Source organism: Flavobacterium potami (genome assembly GCF_020026915.1).
Taxonomy (GTDB): Bacteria; Bacteroidota; Bacteroidia; order Flavobacteriales; family Flavobacteriaceae; genus Flavobacterium; species Flavobacterium potami.
This window is the reverse complement of sequence record NZ_JAINUY010000002.1, coordinates 495401-513849: the sequence shown is the minus strand read 5'-3', so window position 1 is coordinate 513849 and position 18449 is coordinate 495401. Positions and strand designations below refer to the sequence as shown.

Genomic DNA, 18449 nt, shown 5'->3' with positions numbered 1-18449 from the left:
AAGCATTTTGCACTTTTAATTTAATATTATTAAAATTATAAGTTTATTTCAAACAGATTAACAATATCTTACGTATAAATACGGTAAATTAGTAAAATACTCCTATTCACATCTAAATCATTTTTATCCTAAAAACAAAAACTCCATTCGATAGTTCGAATGGAGTTTTATTATTTTTAAAGTAATTTTATTTACTTAACGAATTCAATTTTTTGTGCTTCTTCTTCATTAACACTATCGAAGAAACCTTGTTCATTCATCCAGTCATCGCTAAATACTTTACTCATGTAGCGAGAACCATGATCTGGGAAAATTGCAATAATATTGCTGTCTTTTGTAAATTCTCCTTCTTCAGCATACTGTTTAATAGCCTGCATTACTGCTCCAGAAGTATATCCAACAAATAAACCTTCTTTTCTAGTGATTTCTCTTGCCGAGTGTGCACTTTCTTCGTCGGTTACTTTCATGAATTTATCAATGATATCAAAATCCGTAGCAGATGGAATTAAGTTTTTACCTAAACCTTCAATACGATATGGGTAAATTTCTTTACTGTCGAATTCTTTTGTTTCGTGGTATTTTTTCAACACAGATCCAAAAGCATCAACCCCCAGGATTCTAATATTTGGATTTTTTTCTTTTAAGAATTTTGCAGTTCCAGAGATAGTTCCTCCTGTTCCGCTGCAAGCGATTAAGTGTGTGATTTGTCCTTTTGTCTGTTCCCAAATTTCTGGACCTGTAGTGTTGTAGTGAGCATCAATATTCAATTGGTTAAAATATTGATTAATGTAGACTGATCCTTTAGTTTCTTCGTGTAAACGTTTTGCTACATTATAGTATGATCTTTCATCATCTGCAGAAACGTGAGCCGGACAGACATAGACCTTAGCCCCTAAACTTCTTAGCATGTCAATTTTATCTTTCGACGATTTTGAACTTACAGCTAAAATACAATTGTAACCTTTAATAATACTTACCATTGCCAAACTAAAACCTGTGTTTCCAGATGTTGTTTCAATAATGGTATCTCCCGGAGAAAGAATTCCTTTTTTCTCGGCTTCTTCAATAATATATAACGCTATTCTGTCTTTTGAGGAATGACCTGGGTTGAAAGCCTCTACCTTTGCGTAGAAATTTCCTTCTAACTCCTCGGTAATTTTATTTAGTTTAATAAGCGGGGTGTTACCTATTAACTCTAAAACATTATTATAAGCGGTTATTTCTTCTTTCATAAAAAAATAGTTAATCAAAGGTCTTTTTAAATTAACCTTGATAGGTTGCAAATTTAACAAAAAAAATCTAATTAGCTTTTAATTTTTTCTAAATCTAATAAAAAACTAAATTCTTTTGCTAAGTCTTTCAAAGCCTCAAAACGTCCCGAAGCCCCGCCATGACCCGCATCCATGTTCGTATCCAAAAACAAAAGTTTGTCATTTGTTTTTAAATCTCGCAATTTCGCAACCCATTTAGCTGGCTCCCAGTATTGTACCTGCGAATCGTGTAATCCGGTAGACACATACATATTAGGATATTCCTGTGCTTTTACATTGTCATAAGGTGAATACGACAACATATAATCATAATATTTTTTATTGTTTGGGTTACCCCATTCGTCATACTCTCCAGTTGTAAGCGGAATGCTGTCATCCAGCATTGTGGTAATTACATCTACAAAAGGCACCTGAGCAATAACGCCATTATATAATTCCGGAGCTTCATTAACAATAACTCCCATTAAAAGTCCGCCAGCAGACCCTCCTTCTGCATATAAATGTTCAGGAGATGTATACTTTTGATCTATTACAAATTTAGAGCAATCGATGAAATCTGTAAAGGTATTTTTCTTTTTTAACAGTTTTCCATCTTCATACCATTGTCTTCCTAAATCTTCTCCTCCTCTAATATGAGCAATTGCATAAACAAATCCGCGGTCTAAGAGCGATAATCTTGTTGAAGAGAAATAAGTATCCATCGTAATTCCGTACGAACCGTAAGCATAAAGCAGCAACGGATTTTTACCATTTTTCTCTAATCCTTTTCTGTAGACCATAGAAATTGGCACTTTTACACCATCTCTTGCTGTTGCCCAAACTCGTTCTTCGATGTAATTATTCTTATCAAATTTTCCGCCTAAAACCTGCTGCTCTTTCAGGATTTCTTTGATTTTAGTCTTCATATTAAAATCAATTACAGAAGACGGAGTCGCCAATGACTGATAGCTGTAACGCAAAATATCGGTATCAAAATCAACATTCGTCGTCGTGTATGCATTGTACGTTTCACTACCAAAAGGAAGATAATAATCAGGTTCTCCATTCCATGGCATGATACGTATATGATTTAGACCGTTTGAACGCTCTTCTACAACTAAATAGTTTTTAAAGATTTCAATATCTTCCAACAAAACATCTTCTCTGTGCGGAATAAGATCTACCCAGTTTTTCTTTCCGGTTTTGTTTTCAGGCGTTTTCATTAATTTGAAGTTCGTCGCCTTGTCTTTATTCGTTAAAACATAAAACGAATCCTCATAATGAGAAATGCTGTATTCTAATCCGCGTACACGTGGTTGAAAAACAACAAATTCTCCATCCGGATCATTCGAATTCAAAATTCTATATTCTGTTGTCAAGGTACTTCCAGAACCGATAACAATATACTTTCTTGATTTTTCTTTACTGATGGAAACATTAAAAGTATCATCTGTTTCATCATAAACCAAAACATCTTTTTCAGATGAAGTATTTAATTTATGTCTAAAAACCTTATCTGCTCTTAATGTGGTTTCATCTTGTCTAACATAAAAAATGGTATTGTTATCATTTGCCCAAACTGAAGCGCCCGTAACATTGCTTACTTTATCCTCTAAAATTTCTCCAGTTTCTAAGTTTTTAATCTGAATGGTATAAATCCTTCTTCCAACAATATCTACTCCAAAACTGGCAAATTTATTATCAGGGCTGATACTTAAACCTCCTAACTTGAAGTAAGCATGTCCTTTTGCCATTTCATTACAATTAAAGAGAATTTCTTCATCTGCAGAAAGGCTTCCTTTTTTTCTGGCAAAAATTGGATAATCCTGACCTGTCTCAAAACGGGTTATATAAAAATATCCGTTGTAGAAATAAGGAACAGAAGAATCATCTTCTTTAATTCTTGCTTTCATTTCTTCGAACAGATTATCCTTTAATTCTTTGGTATGAGAAGTCATACTCTCATAATAAGAATTTTCCTGATTTAGGTAATCTATCACCTCAGAATTTTCACGGTCATTCAGCCAAAAGTAGTTGTCAATCCTAGATTCTTTGTGTTTTTTTAATGTTTTTGGAATAATGTTAGCTTTTGGGGCTTTTATATCATTTTGCATTGATTGAGCATTAATTTTTAAATATGGAATCGCAAAAATAGCACAAACCCAATAGAAGAGAATTAATTTTTTCATAAAATATTCTATTGAATTACCATAGCAATATACTAATTTTGTCTGAAATAATTTAAAAAATCAACAAAAATGGATTTAATGGGAATGATGGGTAAATTGAAAGAAACCCAACAAAAAATTGAAGATACAAAAAAGCGCTTAGATACTGTTTTGATTGATGAACAAAGCGCTGACGGATTATTAAAAATTACAATTACAGCAAGCCGAAAAATAAAAACAATTTCTATTGATGATTCTTTACTAGAAGATAAAGAGCAATTGGAAGATTACTTAATCGTAACTTTAAACAAAGCCATAGAAAAAGCTACAAATGTAAACGAAAGAGAATTAGACGCTGTTGCTAGAATGGATATGCCGTCTATTCCTGGAATGGATAATTTGTTTAAATAAGGAACAAAAGACTCAAAGGTTCAGAGGGACAAAGATTTAAAAGCTTTGATAAAACCCTCTGAACCTTTGCCGCTTTGTTACTTTGTACCTTTTTTCAAAACTTCGAAAGTGTTTCTAAAACATATGTATGCATTACTTCCTTATAATCTAAATGCGTTACAATGCGAAGTTTATTATGCCCTAACGAGCTTATAAGGATATTTTTCTGTTTTAATTTCTCTATTAATAATTGGTCGCTATACCCTTCTGCGAGCGAGAAAATCAAAATATTTGTTTCTACTGGCTCAATAGAGGCAATCCATTGTTTTGTGCTTAAGATTTTCGCAATTTCTTTTGCCCTGCGGTGATCTTCTGCCAGTCTTTCAATATTATGAGCCAAAGCATACAATCCAGCCGCTGCTAAATAACCAACTTGACGCATTCCTCCACCAAGTATCTTTCTGATTCTCAACGCTCTGTAAATATCAGCTTTACTTCCAAGCAAAACTGAACCAATTGGAGCACCCAATCCTTTTGATAAACAAACTGAAATAGTATCGAAAATAGCACCAAATTCTCTCGGATTTTGTCTCTTAGCAACTAGTGCATTCCAAATTCTTGCTCCGTCTAAGTGGAACTTTAGATTATTGGCATCACAAACTTTTTTTATTTCTTTTAAATCTTCTAATTCATAGCAGGCGCCACCTCCTTTATTGGTCGTGTTTTCTACACAGACCAAACTCGTTAAAGGACTGTGATAAAATTCAGGATCATTTATTGCAGCTTTAACTTGCGCAGCTGTTATCATACCGCGATTTCCATCTAACAGGCAGCAAGAAACGCCACTGTTAAAAGAAACACCTCCTCCTTCATAATGATAAACGTGAGCATATTTATCAGCAATTAACTGCTCGCCTGGTTGCGTATGCAATTTTATAGCAGTTTGATTTGCCATAGTTCCAGACGGAAAAAATAGACCAGCTTCCATACCAAAAAATTCTGCTGTTCTGTTTTCCAATTCAATCACCGTTGGGTCCTGTTTATATACATCATCACCCACTTGGGCGTTGAACATATATTGCAGCATTTCATAAGTAGGCTTTGTTATGGTATCGCTGATTAAATTTATCTCCATATAAAAAAATATCTTTTTTGGACAGCAAAATTACATATTACTGTTAGTTATTAATCGCAAGTTTTAATAAATTTTAACTTCCGATTACTGTACAACCAAATTAACGTAATTATTACAAAAAACATATAAAACTAATACTAATAATTCAAAAAACGATTTTTGATTTGTAAATTAATTATTTATAAACTCAACATCTTAAATAATGTCATTTATAATTATTTACAATGCTATATTTTGAAATGATACAGACTTATAAATTTATGCTGTATTCTGAAAACTATGTATTATTTTTGTGTTGCAGAATTATTTCTGGTGTTCAAAACCAATTCAAATAATTTTCACTAAAAAATTTAAAACCTATTAATTAATTTATGACAACAGCCGAACAAGTAAAAGGTATTGTGGAGCGCCTTGGTGCGTTGAGGAGGTATCTTTGACGTTGATGCCAAGCTAATCGAAATTGCAAACGAAGAAGAAAAAACTTTTGCACCAGATTTTTGGAACAATCCTAAAGATGCCGAAAATATTGTAAAAAATCTTCGAAATAAGAAAAAATGGATTGAAGATTATGACAAAGCTGTCTCTCTTACAGACGAATTACAGCTTGCTTATGATTTTTACAAAGAAGGAGAACTTTCTGTAGAAGAATTGGATGAACAATACAATGGAGCACAATCTCATATTGAAAACATCGAATTCAAAAACATGCTTTCTGACGAAGGTGACAGTTTAAGTGCCGTTGTTCAGATCACTGCTGGCGCCGGTGGTACCGAAAGCTGTGATTGGGCAGGAATGCTAATGCGTATGTACATGATGTGGGGAGAAAGTTATGGTTACAAAATTAAGGAGCTGAACTTTCAAGAAGGTGACGTTGCCGGAATTAAAACTGTTACTTTAGAATTTGAAGGAGATTATTCTTTCGGTTATTTAAAAGGAGAAAACGGTGTTCACCGTTTGGTTCGTATTTCACCATTTGACAGTAACGCAAAACGCCATACTTCTTTCGTATCCGTTTATGTTTATCCGTTAGTTGATGATAGTATCGAAATCGACATTAATCCTGCCGATATCGAAATCACCACTTCTCGTTCGAGTGGTGCTGGTGGACAGAACGTGAATAAGGTTGAAACTAAAGTTCAGTTAGTCCACAAGCCAACTGGAATTCAGATTCAATGTTCTGAAACTCGTTCTCAGCAAGACAACAGACAACGTGCTATGCAAATGCTTCGTTCTCAATTGTATGAAATCGAATTAAAGAAACAACAAGCGCAACGTGCTGACATTGAAGCTGGAAAAATGAAAATTGAATGGGGTTCGCAAATTCGTAATTACGTAATGCAACCTTATAAATTAGTAAAAGACGTTCGTACCGGTTATGAAACCAGCGATGTTGACGGTGTAATGAACGGAAATATCGATCCTTTCCTTAAAGCCTATCTGATGATGATGGGACAGAAAGAAGAGGAATAGTATTCAGTGTTCAGTCACAGTTTACAGTCACAGTTTACAGTCACAGTTTACAGTTTACAGTCGCAGTTTGCAGTCACAGTAACTTGAAACCTGAAACTTGAAACCTGAAACTTGAAACTTGAAACAAAAAAACAAAAAGTTATGATAAAATGGGCAGATGTAATTCATTTTACAAATAAAGGAAATCCAGCTCCAGATAAAAGAGTGGAAAAAACGGAAGCAGAATGGAAACAGATTCTAACTCCAGAAGAATTTCAAGTAACACGTTTAAAAGGAACTGAAAGATCTTTTAGCTCTGAAATGTGTAGTTTATTTGAACCAGGAATTTACGAATGCAAATGCTGCGGTACTTTATTGTTTGATGCAAGCGAAAAATTCGAATCTGGAACAGGATGGCCTTCTTTTACACAACCTGTAAAAGAAAATGCAGTCGGATATCATGCAGACAGATCGCACGGAATGATTCGTGTTGAAGTTACTTGTAATGTTTGCGACTCTCATTTAGGTCATATTTTTCCTGATGGACCTCCGCCAAGTGGTCTCCGATATTGCATTAATGCACTCTCTTTGAATAAAGTAAAAGAATAAAATAATAAAGCGATTCCTATAAAAAAGTGAATCGCTTTTTTTTTGCCCAATATTTAACAAATTAGTTTTTAAGTTCTTAATTATCAATAAAAAAACTACGTCAAAACCCATATTATCTCGACTAAAACCTTGTACAAGTCTTTTATCTCATATTTAGAAAAGAAAAAAACATTAACAAACATTCATTTTTTTAGTAGTTAAAATGTTAATTTTGTAATATTTAGACTATTAGTTTGAATTTTCATTAATTAAACTCGAAAAAAATATTAGGTAATTAAAATGTAATTCATTTTATTTGGCGAAAATTAATCCCCAAATATCCTAACATTTTATAAATGAGATCCTATTCAATTCAAGAAATTAACGAAGTTATTAATGGTGAAATTTACGGCACTACTTCACAAAACATTACGGCAACAGAACAACTGGAAAAAGCGACACCTTCAGAAATTTCATTTATAGGAAACAAAAAATACGAAAAACACTGGTGCACTTCCAACGCTTCTATTGCAGTTGTAAATGAAGACATTTCTATTGAGCCTGGAGAAAACCGAGCGTTTATTAAAGTAAAAAATGCAGATTTGGCAATGTCACAAATTTTGGCCCTTTTTGCTCCTCCTACTCCTGTTTTTCGTACTAACATTCATAAAACAGCAACTATTGATGAAACTGCTATAATTGGAGAAGGCGCAAGAATTGGTGCCGGCTGCTATATTGGACCAAAAGTTCATATTGGCGCAAACACAACTCTTTATCCCAATGTTACTATTTTAGACGAATGTACTATTGGAGACAATACTACTATTTGGTCAGGAACTGTAATTCGTGAACGTTGTCATATTGGTCATGATTGCATTATTCACCCCAATGCAACTATCGGAGCTGACGGATTTGGATTTCGTCCTTGCGACAAAAAAGGTTTGGTAAAAATTCCGCAAATTGGAAATGTAATAATAGGAAACGGAGTTGAAATTGGCGCTAACTCCTGTGTAGATCGCGGAAAATTCAGTTCTACAATTCTTGGAGACGGTTGCAAAATTGATAATTTAGTGCAAATTGGACACAATAGTAAATTAGGTAAATTTTGTATTATGGCCGGGAATAGCGGTTTAGCTGGTTCTGTAACGCTAGGAAACGGTGTAATTATTGGAGGAAGCGCTTCTATAAAAGATCATACTACTATTGGTGACGGCGCTGTTGTTGGAGCAGGATCTGGGGTAATTGGAGATGTTCCCGCAGGAAAAACCATGTTAGGATATCCCGCAGTTGAAGCTCGAGATGCTTTAAAACAATGGGCAACGTTAAAACGAATGGCTTGCAGTCCTAAAAAATAGCATCATTTAAATCATATAAAAAAACAGAAGCTAAAACTTCTGTTTTTTTCTTTTATAAAGGTTCGCATTCGAAGCCAATTACTTTCATTAAAAAAATTACTTTTTCAATAATATCATCTTTACATTCAAATCGTAAGATATTATCACAATCTTCCAAATCAAAATTCCATTTCGAATTCGGAAACAACTGATTCAGCTTTGGTGTAACTTTCTTTACTTTCGAAAGGCTATTAATGTTTGTTTTAAATACAAAAACCATAATTATCAGTTATTGATTTTACTTAAGATTTTAGAATCAATATAAAAAGTCCCAAACGGAATTATACAAGCCAAAAGTACTTTCCAAGTTGTATCTTTAAATCTCCAATTCTGTTCAACACCGACACTTATCGTATTGAAAATAAACAGCAAAAACAAAGCGCCATGAATTGTTCCGACTGGTCGTGTTAAAAATGGCATTGCAAAAATGTATTTCATTGGCATTGCAATAAAAAGCAAAATTAAAAGTGATGTTCCTTCTAAAAATCCAATAATTCGTAAACGTCCGGTATTAGTCTGAAGTAAATTTTTCATAATTATCTTAAATAAGGTCTGTTTGCAAGAGGTGAAAATGGCCATGGAATAGCAATAAAAATGATAATTAAAGCAATTGAAAACCAAACTAACATGGTTTTGAATTTTTGCTGATCTGAAAGTCTTCTTTTTGCCAAAGCAGAGCCAATCGTAATAAAAATAATTGAAATGAGCATTAATAAAACATGAATAAGCCCGAAAAAAGCAGTGTCGATATTCTGAATTCCATCCTTAAAATTCCTCCAAAAATATTTCACAATCGGACTTTGTACATAAACCAATATTCCAAAAAGAAGCTGGATATGGGCAATCGTTGCCGTCCAATGTCGGACGAGATTATCTTTCTTGGTAAAAGAAAGCTGATAAGAATATCCTCTGTAAGCAATGTAAATCGAATAGATTAAACTTGCCAAGACGAGCCATCGCATAAAAGAATGGCCAATTAAAATAGATTGATGCATTGTTTTTTGATTTAGACAATGCAAATGTATTCAAAAAACATACTACTTAGTATGTTTTTGAAGATATTTTTATTTTAAAGTATTTAAATATTTTTTAAACTCCTGTAAATAAACAACATATACCGATTTATCATTTTGAAGTTTTCCAAAATTCCGTATCCCCCAGTAACCTGATAAAATAAAAAATGCAACTTGTTCGGGAACAACATCTTTTCTAACAAAACCTCCATTCTGCCCTTTTTCAATTGCTTTAATAATAGTCGTTTTCCATTGATTAACCAATTCTGTCAGCGCCTCACTAAACTTATTATTCCACGGACTCATTTCCTGCGTTAGATTTCCAACCGGACAGCCATATTTTACTTGAAGAAAAGGATCTTCCATTAGCAAATAAGAAATCATATTGTAAAAATCATCGATCGGATTTTGAGATTTTTCTGTTGGTTTTATAAAATTCTCCAACATTGTCGGTTTCAAAATCTCTTCGATAATAGCAACTCCCATTTCATCTTTAGTTTTAAAATGGTAGTAAAATGCACCTTTTGTAACTTTTGTAGTCGCAATGATTTCATCAATACTGGTAGTTTGATATCCTTTTGTATAAATCAATTCAAATGCTTTCTGAAGAATTGTAAGTCGAGTATTGGCTGCTTTTGACATAAAAAATACTAATTAGTATGAAGAACAAATAAAAGAAAATAATTTCAATTAAAACTTTTAGAAATTGATCCCTTAAACCCAAATTATAATATAAAACTACTTTCTTTTATTTCAATTGATTTTGTAAATTAGCCAACACTATTTTATAAAATCAATACTATATCATGGATTTAAACTTCAATAAAAACGAAGATCACAATAAATTGCTTCTTTCAGAATTAAAACAAAAATTTGCCAAAGTCAAATTAGGCGGAGGCGAAAAAAGAATCGAAAAATTGCATTCTGAAGGAAAAATGACAGCTCGTGAAAGAATTGCTTATTTATTGGATGAAAATTCTAAAAGTATTGAAATTGGAGGTTTTGCTGGCGAAGGAATGTATCCAGAACACGGCGGATGTCCGTCTGGAGGTGTTGTCGTGAAAATTGGTTACATCAAAGGAAAACAATGCATTGTTGTTGCTAATGATGCAACGGTAAAAGCTGGTGCTTGGTTTCCTATTACCGGAAAGAAAAACCTTCGTGCACAGGAAATTGCAATGGAAAACAGACTTCCAATTATTTATCTTGTAGACAGCGCTGGAGTTTATCTGCCAATGCAAGACGAAATTTTTCCAGATAAAGAACACTTCGGGCGTATTTTTAGAAACAACGCTCAAATGAGCAGCATGGGGATTACTCAAATCGCTGCCGTCATGGGAAGCTGTGTTGCAGGAGGCGCTTATCTTCCTATTATGAGCGACGAGGCCTTGATCGTTGATAAAACAGGAAGTATTTTCCTTGCAGGAAGTTATTTGGTAAAAGCCGCAATCGGAGAAACTATTGATAATGAAACTTTAGGCGGCGCGACGACACATTGCGAAATTTCAGGTGTTACCGATTACAAAGCAAAAGACGACAAAGATGCTTTAGATAAAATCAAAAATATCGTAGATAAAATTGGTGATTTTGATAAAGCGGGTTATAGCAGAATCAAATCTGAAAAGCCAGCGTTAGAACCCAATGATATTTACGGAATTCTTCCAAAAGCGAGAAGCGAACAATACGATATGATGGAAATCATCAAACGTTTGGTTGATAATTCAGAATTTGAAGCTTACAAAGAAGGCTACGGACAATCTTTAATCACTGGTTACGCTAGAATTGACGGCTGGGCGGTCGGCATTATTGCCAATCAGAGAAAAGTCGTTAAAACCAAAAAAGGTGAAATGCAATTTGGCGGTGTAATCTATTCTGATAGTGCTGACAAAGCTACTCGTTTTATTGCCAATTGTAATCAGAAAAAAATTCCGTTGGTGTTTCTACAAGATGTAACTGGTTTTATGGTGGGTTCAAAATCTGAACATGGTGGCATTATTAAAGACGGCGCTAAAATGGTAAATGCTGTGAGTAATTCTGTTGTTCCTAAATTTACCGTTATTGTCGGGAATTCATACGGAGCAGGAAATTATGCCATGTGTGGTAAAGCATATGATCCTAGATTAATTTTTGCGTGGCCAAGTGCAGAGCTTGCCGTAATGGGTGGAACTCAAGCCGCAAAAGTATTAGCACAAATTGAAGCTTCTTCGCTTAAAGCGAAAGGAGAAACCGTCGACGAAGCAAAGGAAACCGAATTATTCAACAAAATAAAAGCACGTTACGATGAGCAGACTTCTCCATATTACGCTGCTTCAAGATTGTGGACAGATGCTATAATTGATCCTCTAGATACAAGAACCTGGATCTCAATGGGAATTGAAGCTGCCAACCACTCTCCTATTCAAAAACCATTTAATTTGGGAGTTATTCAGGTATAACGATTTAGGAATTCTCAATAATACGTTAAATAAAAAGCAAAAAACTTATTTTTAAGGTGTTAAAAATAAATATCTGATTAAAAATTAGTAACTTAGTATATAATTTTTAATCACACAACATCATGGAAAATGTAAAAAGTTTGAATAAATGGGCAAATTCGCACACTTATTTACCAGTTGATTTAGTACGTATTGTTTTGGGTGGATTTTTATTTATGAAAGGTGTCTCGTTTGTCACCAATGTTCAATACCTGCATGATTTGATTTCCCCTATTGATAAATTTGGAGGAGGTATGTTTATGCTGCATTACATTGCTCCTGCTCATATGATTGGTGGTATAATGATTATTTTTGGACTCTTAACGAGATGGGCAATTGCGGCTCAATTACCAATCTTGTTCGGAGCTGTTCTTGTAAATTTTATGGGAAAAATGCATTCCGAAAGTTTAGTTTTAGCATTAATTGTTTTATTGGTCTGTATATTCTTTTTATTTTATGGAAGTGGCAAACATTCTGCCGATTATTACTTCAAAATGCAACAATAACCTTATAAATCCTCAGTTTTATTTTTATAAAAAACTGAGGATTATTTTTGTTTGTTAATTAATTCTATAAAATTTCATTAATTGTGTTTTATGACTTAAATTCGCCGACATGAATTGGATTCGTAAAACCGTTGTTTTTATTGCACTTTTACTTGCAGGTTTGTTTGCTTATCAAGCAGACACAGCTTCTGTGCATATAACTGAAACACAAAAAACGGACACTAATTTCTGCAAAGAAATTGGAGATTCATCTGCATTTATACAGCCTCAGGGAAGTTATCAATTTGCGGCAAACATCAAAACAAATCCTATTGGAATAATAAGATGCTTTGACGTACTTTTACCTTTAATCCCTCAGCATCAAATCATTACTACCACTATAGATTATACTAAAGAATTTACTAGTCAAAGTAAAAAGATTCTAGTTATACTCTATGCTTTCCATTTTTTCTGGTAAATAAAATCTGATTTCCGATCGAAGATTCATTCTTCTATTTTATTTAAAACCGTTTTCTAACGAAAGCAGGTTTACATCATTTTATTTATTTCATTAAAAACATCATGGAAACTACTACCACAATTATGGGTATTGTGATTTTGATTATTGTCGCAATTCCAGTATATTTTTCTGCTCGTTCTTCTAAGGCGAGTAAAACAAGAATTTTAAATATTAAGAAAAGATTCAATCCTACAAATCCAGAAAGCTTCGATTTGACTGAATCTATCAATAATAAGACTTTAACGATTGATCAGAAAAACAAAAAATTTATTCTGATGAACTTCAATCCGAATCAACAAGAATCAATATATGTCGATTTGAATACGATTGCTTCATGCAAATTAATTCCGACAACAGATGCTGGTTCTGACACTATTATCAAAATTGATTTTGAGTTTCAGGAAGCAGCTTCATCTAAAAAGATAACAATTCCATTCTATGATTTTGATGACGACCGAATCAAACAGATAAGTGTCTATCAAGATCATCAGTTTGCGAAAAAATGGCTTAAAATCATCCAAGATTCTATTTCACGTTAGTTATTTAATTCACTAAAGAGACTCAAATTTTGGGTCTCTTTTTTTATGGCTTTCATGATATTTGTCATTTTATCTCTTTCGATGAAGTTTTAATTTTGATGAAAACTAAATCCGTCGTCATGAAAATTTCTTTGACTCAGAAGTACAATGTCCCAGGTCCTAGATATACTAGCTATCCGACAGTTCCGTATTGGAATGAAGCTGATTTTACAGCACAAAAATGGATCACAACTTTACAAAAATCTTTTACAGAAAGTAATTCGAAGAACGGAATTAGTTTATATATTCATCTTCCATTTTGTGAAAGTATGTGTACTTTCTGTGGATGCAATAAGCGTATTACAAAAAATCATTCTGTAGAAGAAAAATATATACAAGCCGTTCTAAAAGAATGGAAAATGTATTGCGATTTACTTCCTGAAAAACCAATTATAAAAGAAATTCATTTAGGTGGAGGTACTCCAACATTCTTTTCAAAAGAAAATTTAGAAAGCCTAATTAACGGAATCTTTACTCATGCTATAAAAGCAGAACATCATGAATTTAGTTTTGAAGGACATCCGAACAATACAACTCACGAACAACTTAAAAAATTATATGATTTGGGCTTTCGCCGAGTAAGTTTTGGTGTTCAGGATTATTCTGCTACAGTTCAAAAAGCAATAAATAGAATTCAGCCTTTTCATAATGTGGCGAAAGTAACTTTTTGGGCAAAAGAAATCGGTTACACTTCAATTGGTCATGATATTATTTTCGGACTTCCGTTTCAAACTATCGAAGATGTTATTGATACGGTTGAAAAAACAAATTCGTTAAAACCGGATAGACTAGCATTTTACAGCTATGCACACGTACCTTGGATAAAAGGAAACGGACAAAGAGGATTTAATGATGAAAACCTCCCAAAAGATGCTGAAAAAAGAAAATTGTACGAAACAGGAAAAAAATTATTGCTACAAAATGGTTACCACGAAATCGGTATGGATCATTTTGCCTTAACAGATGACAGTTTGTATAAAGCAGCTCACAACGGAGAATTACACCGAAACTTTATGGGGTACAGTGCCTCAAAAACTCAAGTTATGATTGGTTTGGGCGTTTCATCTATCAGTGACAGCTGGTACAGTTTTGCTCAAAACACCAAAAATCTTGAAGAATATTACGAGATTTTAGAATCAGAACAGCTTCCTGTTGTTAAAGGTCATATTTTAAATAATGAAGACCTAATCATTAGAAAACACATTCTCAATTTAACTTGTGAATTAGAAACTTCCTGGACTGCCGAATCTCTTAATTTCACCGAACTTCCTGAAGTTTTAATTGCGTTAAAAGAAATTGAAAATGATCATTTAATTGTAATCGAAAATAACAAAATCAAAATCACAGAAAAAGGAAGGCCTTTTGTTCGTAATATCTGTATGGCTTTTGATTTACATTTAAAAAGAAAGTCACCGGAAACAAATCTGTTTTCGATGACTGTCTAAAACTAGTTAGTTAGTTTAAATATATTTTTTAGTGGCAATTTGGAGTCTGCTGTACAAACAAACTTATGTTTGATGGAGAAATATAAGGAATTCCTAATCCTAATCCGCGAAGAATAAACAAAACTCCAATTATTACTGCAACATAAGGAATTGCTTTTTGAATTTTATTTCGAAATGGCAACCTCAACAATGTATTCACATAAACCACAATGGTCATTAACGGAATAGTTCCGATTCCGAATAAAAGCATGTAAAGAATTCCGAAACCTGCACTTTGCATGGCAATTGCTCCAAACAAAGCAACATAAACCATTCCGCAGGGAAGAAAACCATTTAGCAAACCAATTGTAAAAAGAGATTTGTAACTCTTGTTTTTAAACTGGCTTCCTAAATTGCTTTTTATTTTTGAAATGATTTTATAAACAGGTTTGGAAAAATTGTATTGAGCAAATTTTTTCTCAGGAATTAAAACTACAACAATCATAATTACACCAATAATAATTGACATTTTCTGTTGCAGTCCTGCTAAGAAAAATCCTCTTCCAAGTAATCCAAAAATCAATCCGATTGTGGCGTAAGCCGTTAAACGACCGAAATGATACGTCATAATCTGTGTTACTTTTTTTGCTTCATTTTGCCTGTCTACAGGAAGCATCATAGCAATTGGCCCGCACATTCCGACACAATGCAGACTACTAATTAAACCTAAAAATAAAGCTGAGAATAACATCGTGTTTTAGTTTACGTAAATAACTTCTTTAGTGAGGTATTTTTTGCCTTCGTACTGCCATTCCATATTTACATCCCAACGCCCTTTTATTAATTTTTTCTGTGGAATAATTAATTCTGAATTGGTTAAAACAATTTGAGTATTAAAATCGAATTTTTTGTTTGAAGGTCTGTACAATTGTATATTTCCTTTTACTTTATCACTTTCAAATCCTACAGGAAAAACAACTGCTACACCATTTCCTGTATATTTAATCGATGGCTTGTGCTGTAAATCGTGCGCATTCTGAATTCGAGCCATTTCTTCTTGAAAATGCGTATCGTGTTTGTAATATTCTTCGACAACCAAATCGTTATCATATTTAGAATTTGATTGTACTTCAAAAACAAAATATAAAATAAACGTCATAAACAATCCAAATGCAATGACAATTCCGGTACCCCAATTAATTTTCATGATAATTATATTTTAATTAAAACTTCGTGGTCCTAAGAAATTTGTAGTTGTGGTTTCCAGGAGTTCAGAACCATTATAAACTCCAATTTTTACTTTTGTTTTATCACTTTCTAGTAAAACTTCATCTATTTCGATAAATAATGTTCCTTGAGAAATTCCTTCTTTAAGAACTTTAAAATGTCTTTTACCTACATTTTTAATTTCTCCTTTTTGATCGATTAATTCGAAATGAATATCATTGTAATCTTTCATTGTTTTGTTTACAATTTTATAAGTGTAAACATTACTTATTTTCTCCCCATTATGCTGAAATAATTGACCCGGCAAACGTAAAACAACGGCTTGAAGATCAGTTCTTAAAAATAGCATTCCAACAAAAACACTTAATAAAATAAAGAGAACCGCTGTATAACCTTTCATTCTTGCTGTAAATTTGAAAGGTTCTTTTTTAGCAATTTCATCTTCAGAAGCATAACGAATTAAACCTTTTGGCAATCCTACAGATTCCATAATATGATCGCATTCGTCTATACAAGCTGTACAGTTTGTGCATTCTAATTGAGTACCATTTCTGATGTCAATTCCCATTGGACAAACATGTACACATTGAAGACAATCAATACAATCTCCTTTTCCTGTTAATGCCCGATCTTCTTTTTTATTGAATTTAGCGCGTCCTTCTTCTTTTTCACCACGAACGAAATCGTACGCAACGTTGATTGATTTATTGTCTAAAAGAACACCTTGTAATCTTCCGTAGGGACAGGCAATAATACAAACCTGTTCACGAAACCAAACAAATACAAAGTAGAAAACTCCAGTAAATATAAGAAGTGCAATAAAATTACTTGCTTGCGCAATTGGTCCCTGTTTTATCATTAAAAATAATGAATCACTACCAACTAAATAAGCCAGAAAAACATTTGCAATAAGGAAAGAAATCAAAAAGAAAATAGTCCATTTAGTTACTCGTTTTCTAATTTTTTCTGCGTTCCATTCTTGTCTTGCCAAACGAGATTGGGCACCGCGATCTCCATCAATCCAATATTCAATACGACGGAAAACCAATTCTAGAAAAATAGTCTGAGGGCAAATCCATCCGCAGAATATTCGACCGAAAACAACGGTAAACAAGAGTATAAACACAACGCCAATAAGCATTGAAATTACGAAGAGATAAAAATCCTGTGGCCAAAAAGGAAATCCAAAGATATTAAAACGACGTTCGATAATATTGAACATCATAAACTGGTTTCCATTAACCTTTATAAACGGATTTATAAATAAAATTGCCAATAAAGCGTAGCTGACAATTTTGCGGTAATCGTAAAATTTACCAGACGGTTTTTTAGGAAATATGAATTTCCGTTTACCACCTTCATCTATTGTTCCAATGGTATTTCTAAAAGCTTCGTCTGGTAAATTTGACATGGTATTCTATTTTTTTTAAACTTCAGTGGTATTATTTTGCTGGGGTAGTGTCTGTTGCAGGAGCACTATCATCTACCCAAACTTCACCTTCTGCTTCTTTAGGATCTTTTGGATTACTTCCTTGTAAAGACAGAATATAACTTGCAACTTTTTGTATTTCTTTCGGTTTCAGAGTTCCTTTCCAGGCAATCATTCCTTTACCGTCTCTACCTCCATTTGTAATGGTATGGAATAAGTTTTTAATTCCTCCTCCTAAAATCCATTTATCATCAGTAAGGTTTGGTCCAATTTGCCCTCCTCCATCAGCTCGGTGGCAAGCGGCACAATTTGTGGTAAAAATTTCTTTTCCTACGGCTAAACTTGGTTCGTCAGTAAGCAACACAACTGTTTTCTCATCCATCAAATCTGGAGCAGTTTTCATGTATTCTTCAACATCAATCTTTGCCTGCGCCATTTCTTTTTTCAACTCCATTTCTTGATCGTCAGCACCAAGAACATCATAACGAACTACATAAATTACTCCGAAAATGATACAGATGTAAAACAAGTACACCCACCAAGGCGGTAAATTATTATCCAACTCTTTAATACCGTCATAATCATGATCCATCAACAACTCGCCTTCTTTTTCAATTGGCGCTGTTTGAGTCAATTTGTGCATAAGGTTTTTAAACCAAGTGCTTTCTTTGAAACTCAAACTTTCTTCAAGTTCTTTTTGTGCTTTTTCTTCTGGCGATAATAATTCAAACATCACACGATTTACAGCACTAAGTGTAATTTCAATTGCAATCAGTATAAAAAGAAAGACAAATAGAAAAAGTGAAATCATTGGATATTTAATAAAAGCAGGTTTGTCGCCTGAGTCTACAAAATATTCCATCAAAGCGAATACTGCAAAGAAAATCAGCGGTACTCTAACATATACTGGTAAAAACTTTTTCAT

20 protein-coding genes are annotated in these 18449 nt (G+C 33.3%); 9 read left to right on the top strand and 11 right to left on the bottom strand.

Going from position 1 to position 18449, the window contains the following annotated elements:
* Positions 1-191: 191 nt before the first annotated feature.
* Together capA and K6T82_RS08085 are read right to left on the bottom strand one after the other, a co-directional pair.
* A complete protein-coding gene (capA, locus tag K6T82_RS08090) occupies positions 192-1232 on the bottom strand; it encodes a cysteate synthase (RefSeq protein WP_184164601.1) in 1041 nt (346 codons plus the stop codon).
* 71 nt (positions 1233-1303) lie between these two features.
* On the bottom strand, positions 1304-3439 hold the full coding sequence (locus tag K6T82_RS08085; protein ID WP_223705427.1) for a S9 family peptidase: 2136 nt from the start codon (positions 3437-3439) through the stop codon (positions 1304-1306).
* 69 nt (positions 3440-3508) lie between these two features.
* On the opposite strand from K6T82_RS08085, the gene K6T82_RS08080 reads away from it, so the two are divergent.
* Entirely contained in the window at positions 3509-3829 is a 321-nt protein-coding gene (locus tag K6T82_RS08080; protein WP_144214440.1) for a YbaB/EbfC family nucleoid-associated protein, read from the top strand.
* 94 nt (positions 3830-3923) lie between these two features.
* Here K6T82_RS08080 and K6T82_RS08075 read toward each other — a convergent pair whose 3' ends face one another.
* Positions 3924-4943, bottom strand: a complete 1020-nt coding sequence (locus tag K6T82_RS08075) for a threonine aldolase family protein (RefSeq protein WP_223705426.1) — start codon at positions 4941-4943, stop codon at positions 3924-3926.
* A gap of 371 nt (positions 4944-5314) precedes the next feature.
* Here K6T82_RS08075 and prfB point away from each other — a divergent pair.
* From prfB to lpxD, 3 genes are all read left to right on the top strand, one after another.
* Positions 5315-6413, top strand: a protein-coding gene (gene prfB / locus K6T82_RS08070) for a peptide chain release factor 2 (protein ID WP_223705425.1) whose coding sequence is annotated in 2 segments (ribosomal slippage) — positions 5315-5377 and positions 5379-6413 — 1098 coding nt in all. Because the reading frame shifts where the segments join, the coding sequence is not laid out codon by codon here.
* A 141-nt stretch (positions 6414-6554) separates the two neighbouring features.
* The gene (gene msrB, locus K6T82_RS08065; protein WP_223705424.1) at positions 6555-7001 is read left to right on the top strand and encodes a peptide-methionine (R)-S-oxide reductase MsrB; all 447 of its coding nucleotides are present in this window, start codon (positions 6555-6557) and stop codon (positions 6999-7001) included.
* Between the two features lie 335 nt (positions 7002-7336).
* The gene (gene lpxD / locus K6T82_RS08060) at positions 7337-8335 is read left to right on the top strand and encodes a UDP-3-O-(3-hydroxymyristoyl)glucosamine N-acyltransferase (RefSeq protein ID WP_223705423.1); all 999 of its coding nucleotides are present in this window, start codon (positions 7337-7339) and stop codon (positions 8333-8335) included.
* A 52-nt stretch (positions 8336-8387) separates the two neighbouring features.
* On the opposite strand, the gene K6T82_RS08055 is transcribed toward lpxD, so the two are convergent.
* The 4 genes from K6T82_RS08055 to K6T82_RS08040 all read right to left on the bottom strand — a co-directional run bounded on the left by K6T82_RS08055 (position 8388) and on the right by K6T82_RS08040 (position 10029).
* Positions 8388-8594: a hypothetical protein gene (locus K6T82_RS08055; RefSeq protein WP_223705422.1), complete on the bottom strand. Its 207-nt coding sequence runs from the start codon at positions 8592-8594 to the stop codon at positions 8388-8390.
* Between the two features lie 5 nt (positions 8595-8599).
* Positions 8600-8908 (bottom strand): DUF3817 domain-containing protein, encoded by a 309-nt coding sequence (locus K6T82_RS08050; protein ID WP_223705421.1) that lies wholly within the window; start codon positions 8906-8908, stop codon positions 8600-8602.
* A 2-nt stretch (positions 8909-8910) separates the two neighbouring features.
* Positions 8911-9369 carry a hypothetical protein gene (locus tag K6T82_RS08045; protein ID WP_223705420.1) on the bottom strand — a complete coding sequence of 153 codons (459 nt, stop codon included), beginning with the start codon at positions 9367-9369 and terminating at the stop codon, positions 8911-8913.
* A gap of 69 nt (positions 9370-9438) precedes the next feature.
* Positions 9439-10029 carry a TetR/AcrR family transcriptional regulator gene (locus tag K6T82_RS08040; protein ID WP_223705419.1) on the bottom strand — a complete coding sequence of 197 codons (591 nt, stop codon included), beginning with the start codon at positions 10027-10029 and terminating at the stop codon, positions 9439-9441.
* Between the two features lie 164 nt (positions 10030-10193).
* Here K6T82_RS08040 and K6T82_RS08035 point away from each other — a divergent pair, with 164 nt between their 5' ends.
* From K6T82_RS08035 to hemN, 5 genes are all read left to right on the top strand, one after another.
* Complete coding sequence (locus K6T82_RS08035; protein WP_223705418.1) at positions 10194-11822, top strand: acyl-CoA carboxylase subunit beta; 1629 nt, start codon at positions 10194-10196, stop codon at positions 11820-11822.
* Between the two features lie 122 nt (positions 11823-11944).
* Positions 11945-12367, top strand: coding sequence for a DoxX family protein (locus K6T82_RS08030; RefSeq protein ID WP_223705417.1), 423 nt, complete (start codon positions 11945-11947; stop codon positions 12365-12367).
* A 109-nt stretch (positions 12368-12476) separates the two neighbouring features.
* Positions 12477-12824, top strand: a complete 348-nt coding sequence (locus K6T82_RS08025; RefSeq protein WP_223705416.1) for a hypothetical protein — start codon at positions 12477-12479, stop codon at positions 12822-12824.
* 104 nt (positions 12825-12928) lie between these two features.
* A complete protein-coding gene (locus K6T82_RS08020) occupies positions 12929-13405 on the top strand; it encodes a hypothetical protein (protein ID WP_223705415.1) in 477 nt (158 codons plus the stop codon).
* A 119-nt stretch (positions 13406-13524) separates the two neighbouring features.
* Entirely contained in the window at positions 13525-14889 is a 1365-nt protein-coding gene (gene hemN, locus K6T82_RS08015; RefSeq protein ID WP_223705414.1) for an oxygen-independent coproporphyrinogen III oxidase, read from the top strand.
* Between the two features lie 28 nt (positions 14890-14917).
* Here the strand turns inward: hemN and K6T82_RS08010 are convergent, their stop codons facing one another.
* Genes K6T82_RS08010 through K6T82_RS07995 form a run of 4 tightly spaced genes read right to left on the bottom strand, consistent with a single transcriptional unit; the run spans position 14918 to position 18449 of the window.
* Complete coding sequence (locus tag K6T82_RS08010) at positions 14918-15619, bottom strand: sulfite exporter TauE/SafE family protein (protein ID WP_223705413.1); 702 nt, start codon at positions 15617-15619, stop codon at positions 14918-14920.
* Positions 15620-15625: 6 nt separating this feature from the next.
* Entirely contained in the window at positions 15626-16075 is a 450-nt protein-coding gene (locus tag K6T82_RS08005; RefSeq protein ID WP_223705412.1) for a FixH family protein, read from the bottom strand.
* A 12-nt stretch (positions 16076-16087) separates the two neighbouring features.
* Positions 16088-17506, bottom strand: a complete 1419-nt coding sequence (gene ccoG / locus K6T82_RS08000) for a cytochrome c oxidase accessory protein CcoG (protein WP_223705411.1) — start codon at positions 17504-17506, stop codon at positions 16088-16090.
* A gap of 31 nt (positions 17507-17537) precedes the next feature.
* Positions 17538-18449: a cbb3-type cytochrome c oxidase N-terminal domain-containing protein gene (locus K6T82_RS07995; protein WP_223705410.1), complete on the bottom strand. Its 912-nt coding sequence runs from the start codon at positions 18447-18449 to the stop codon at positions 17538-17540.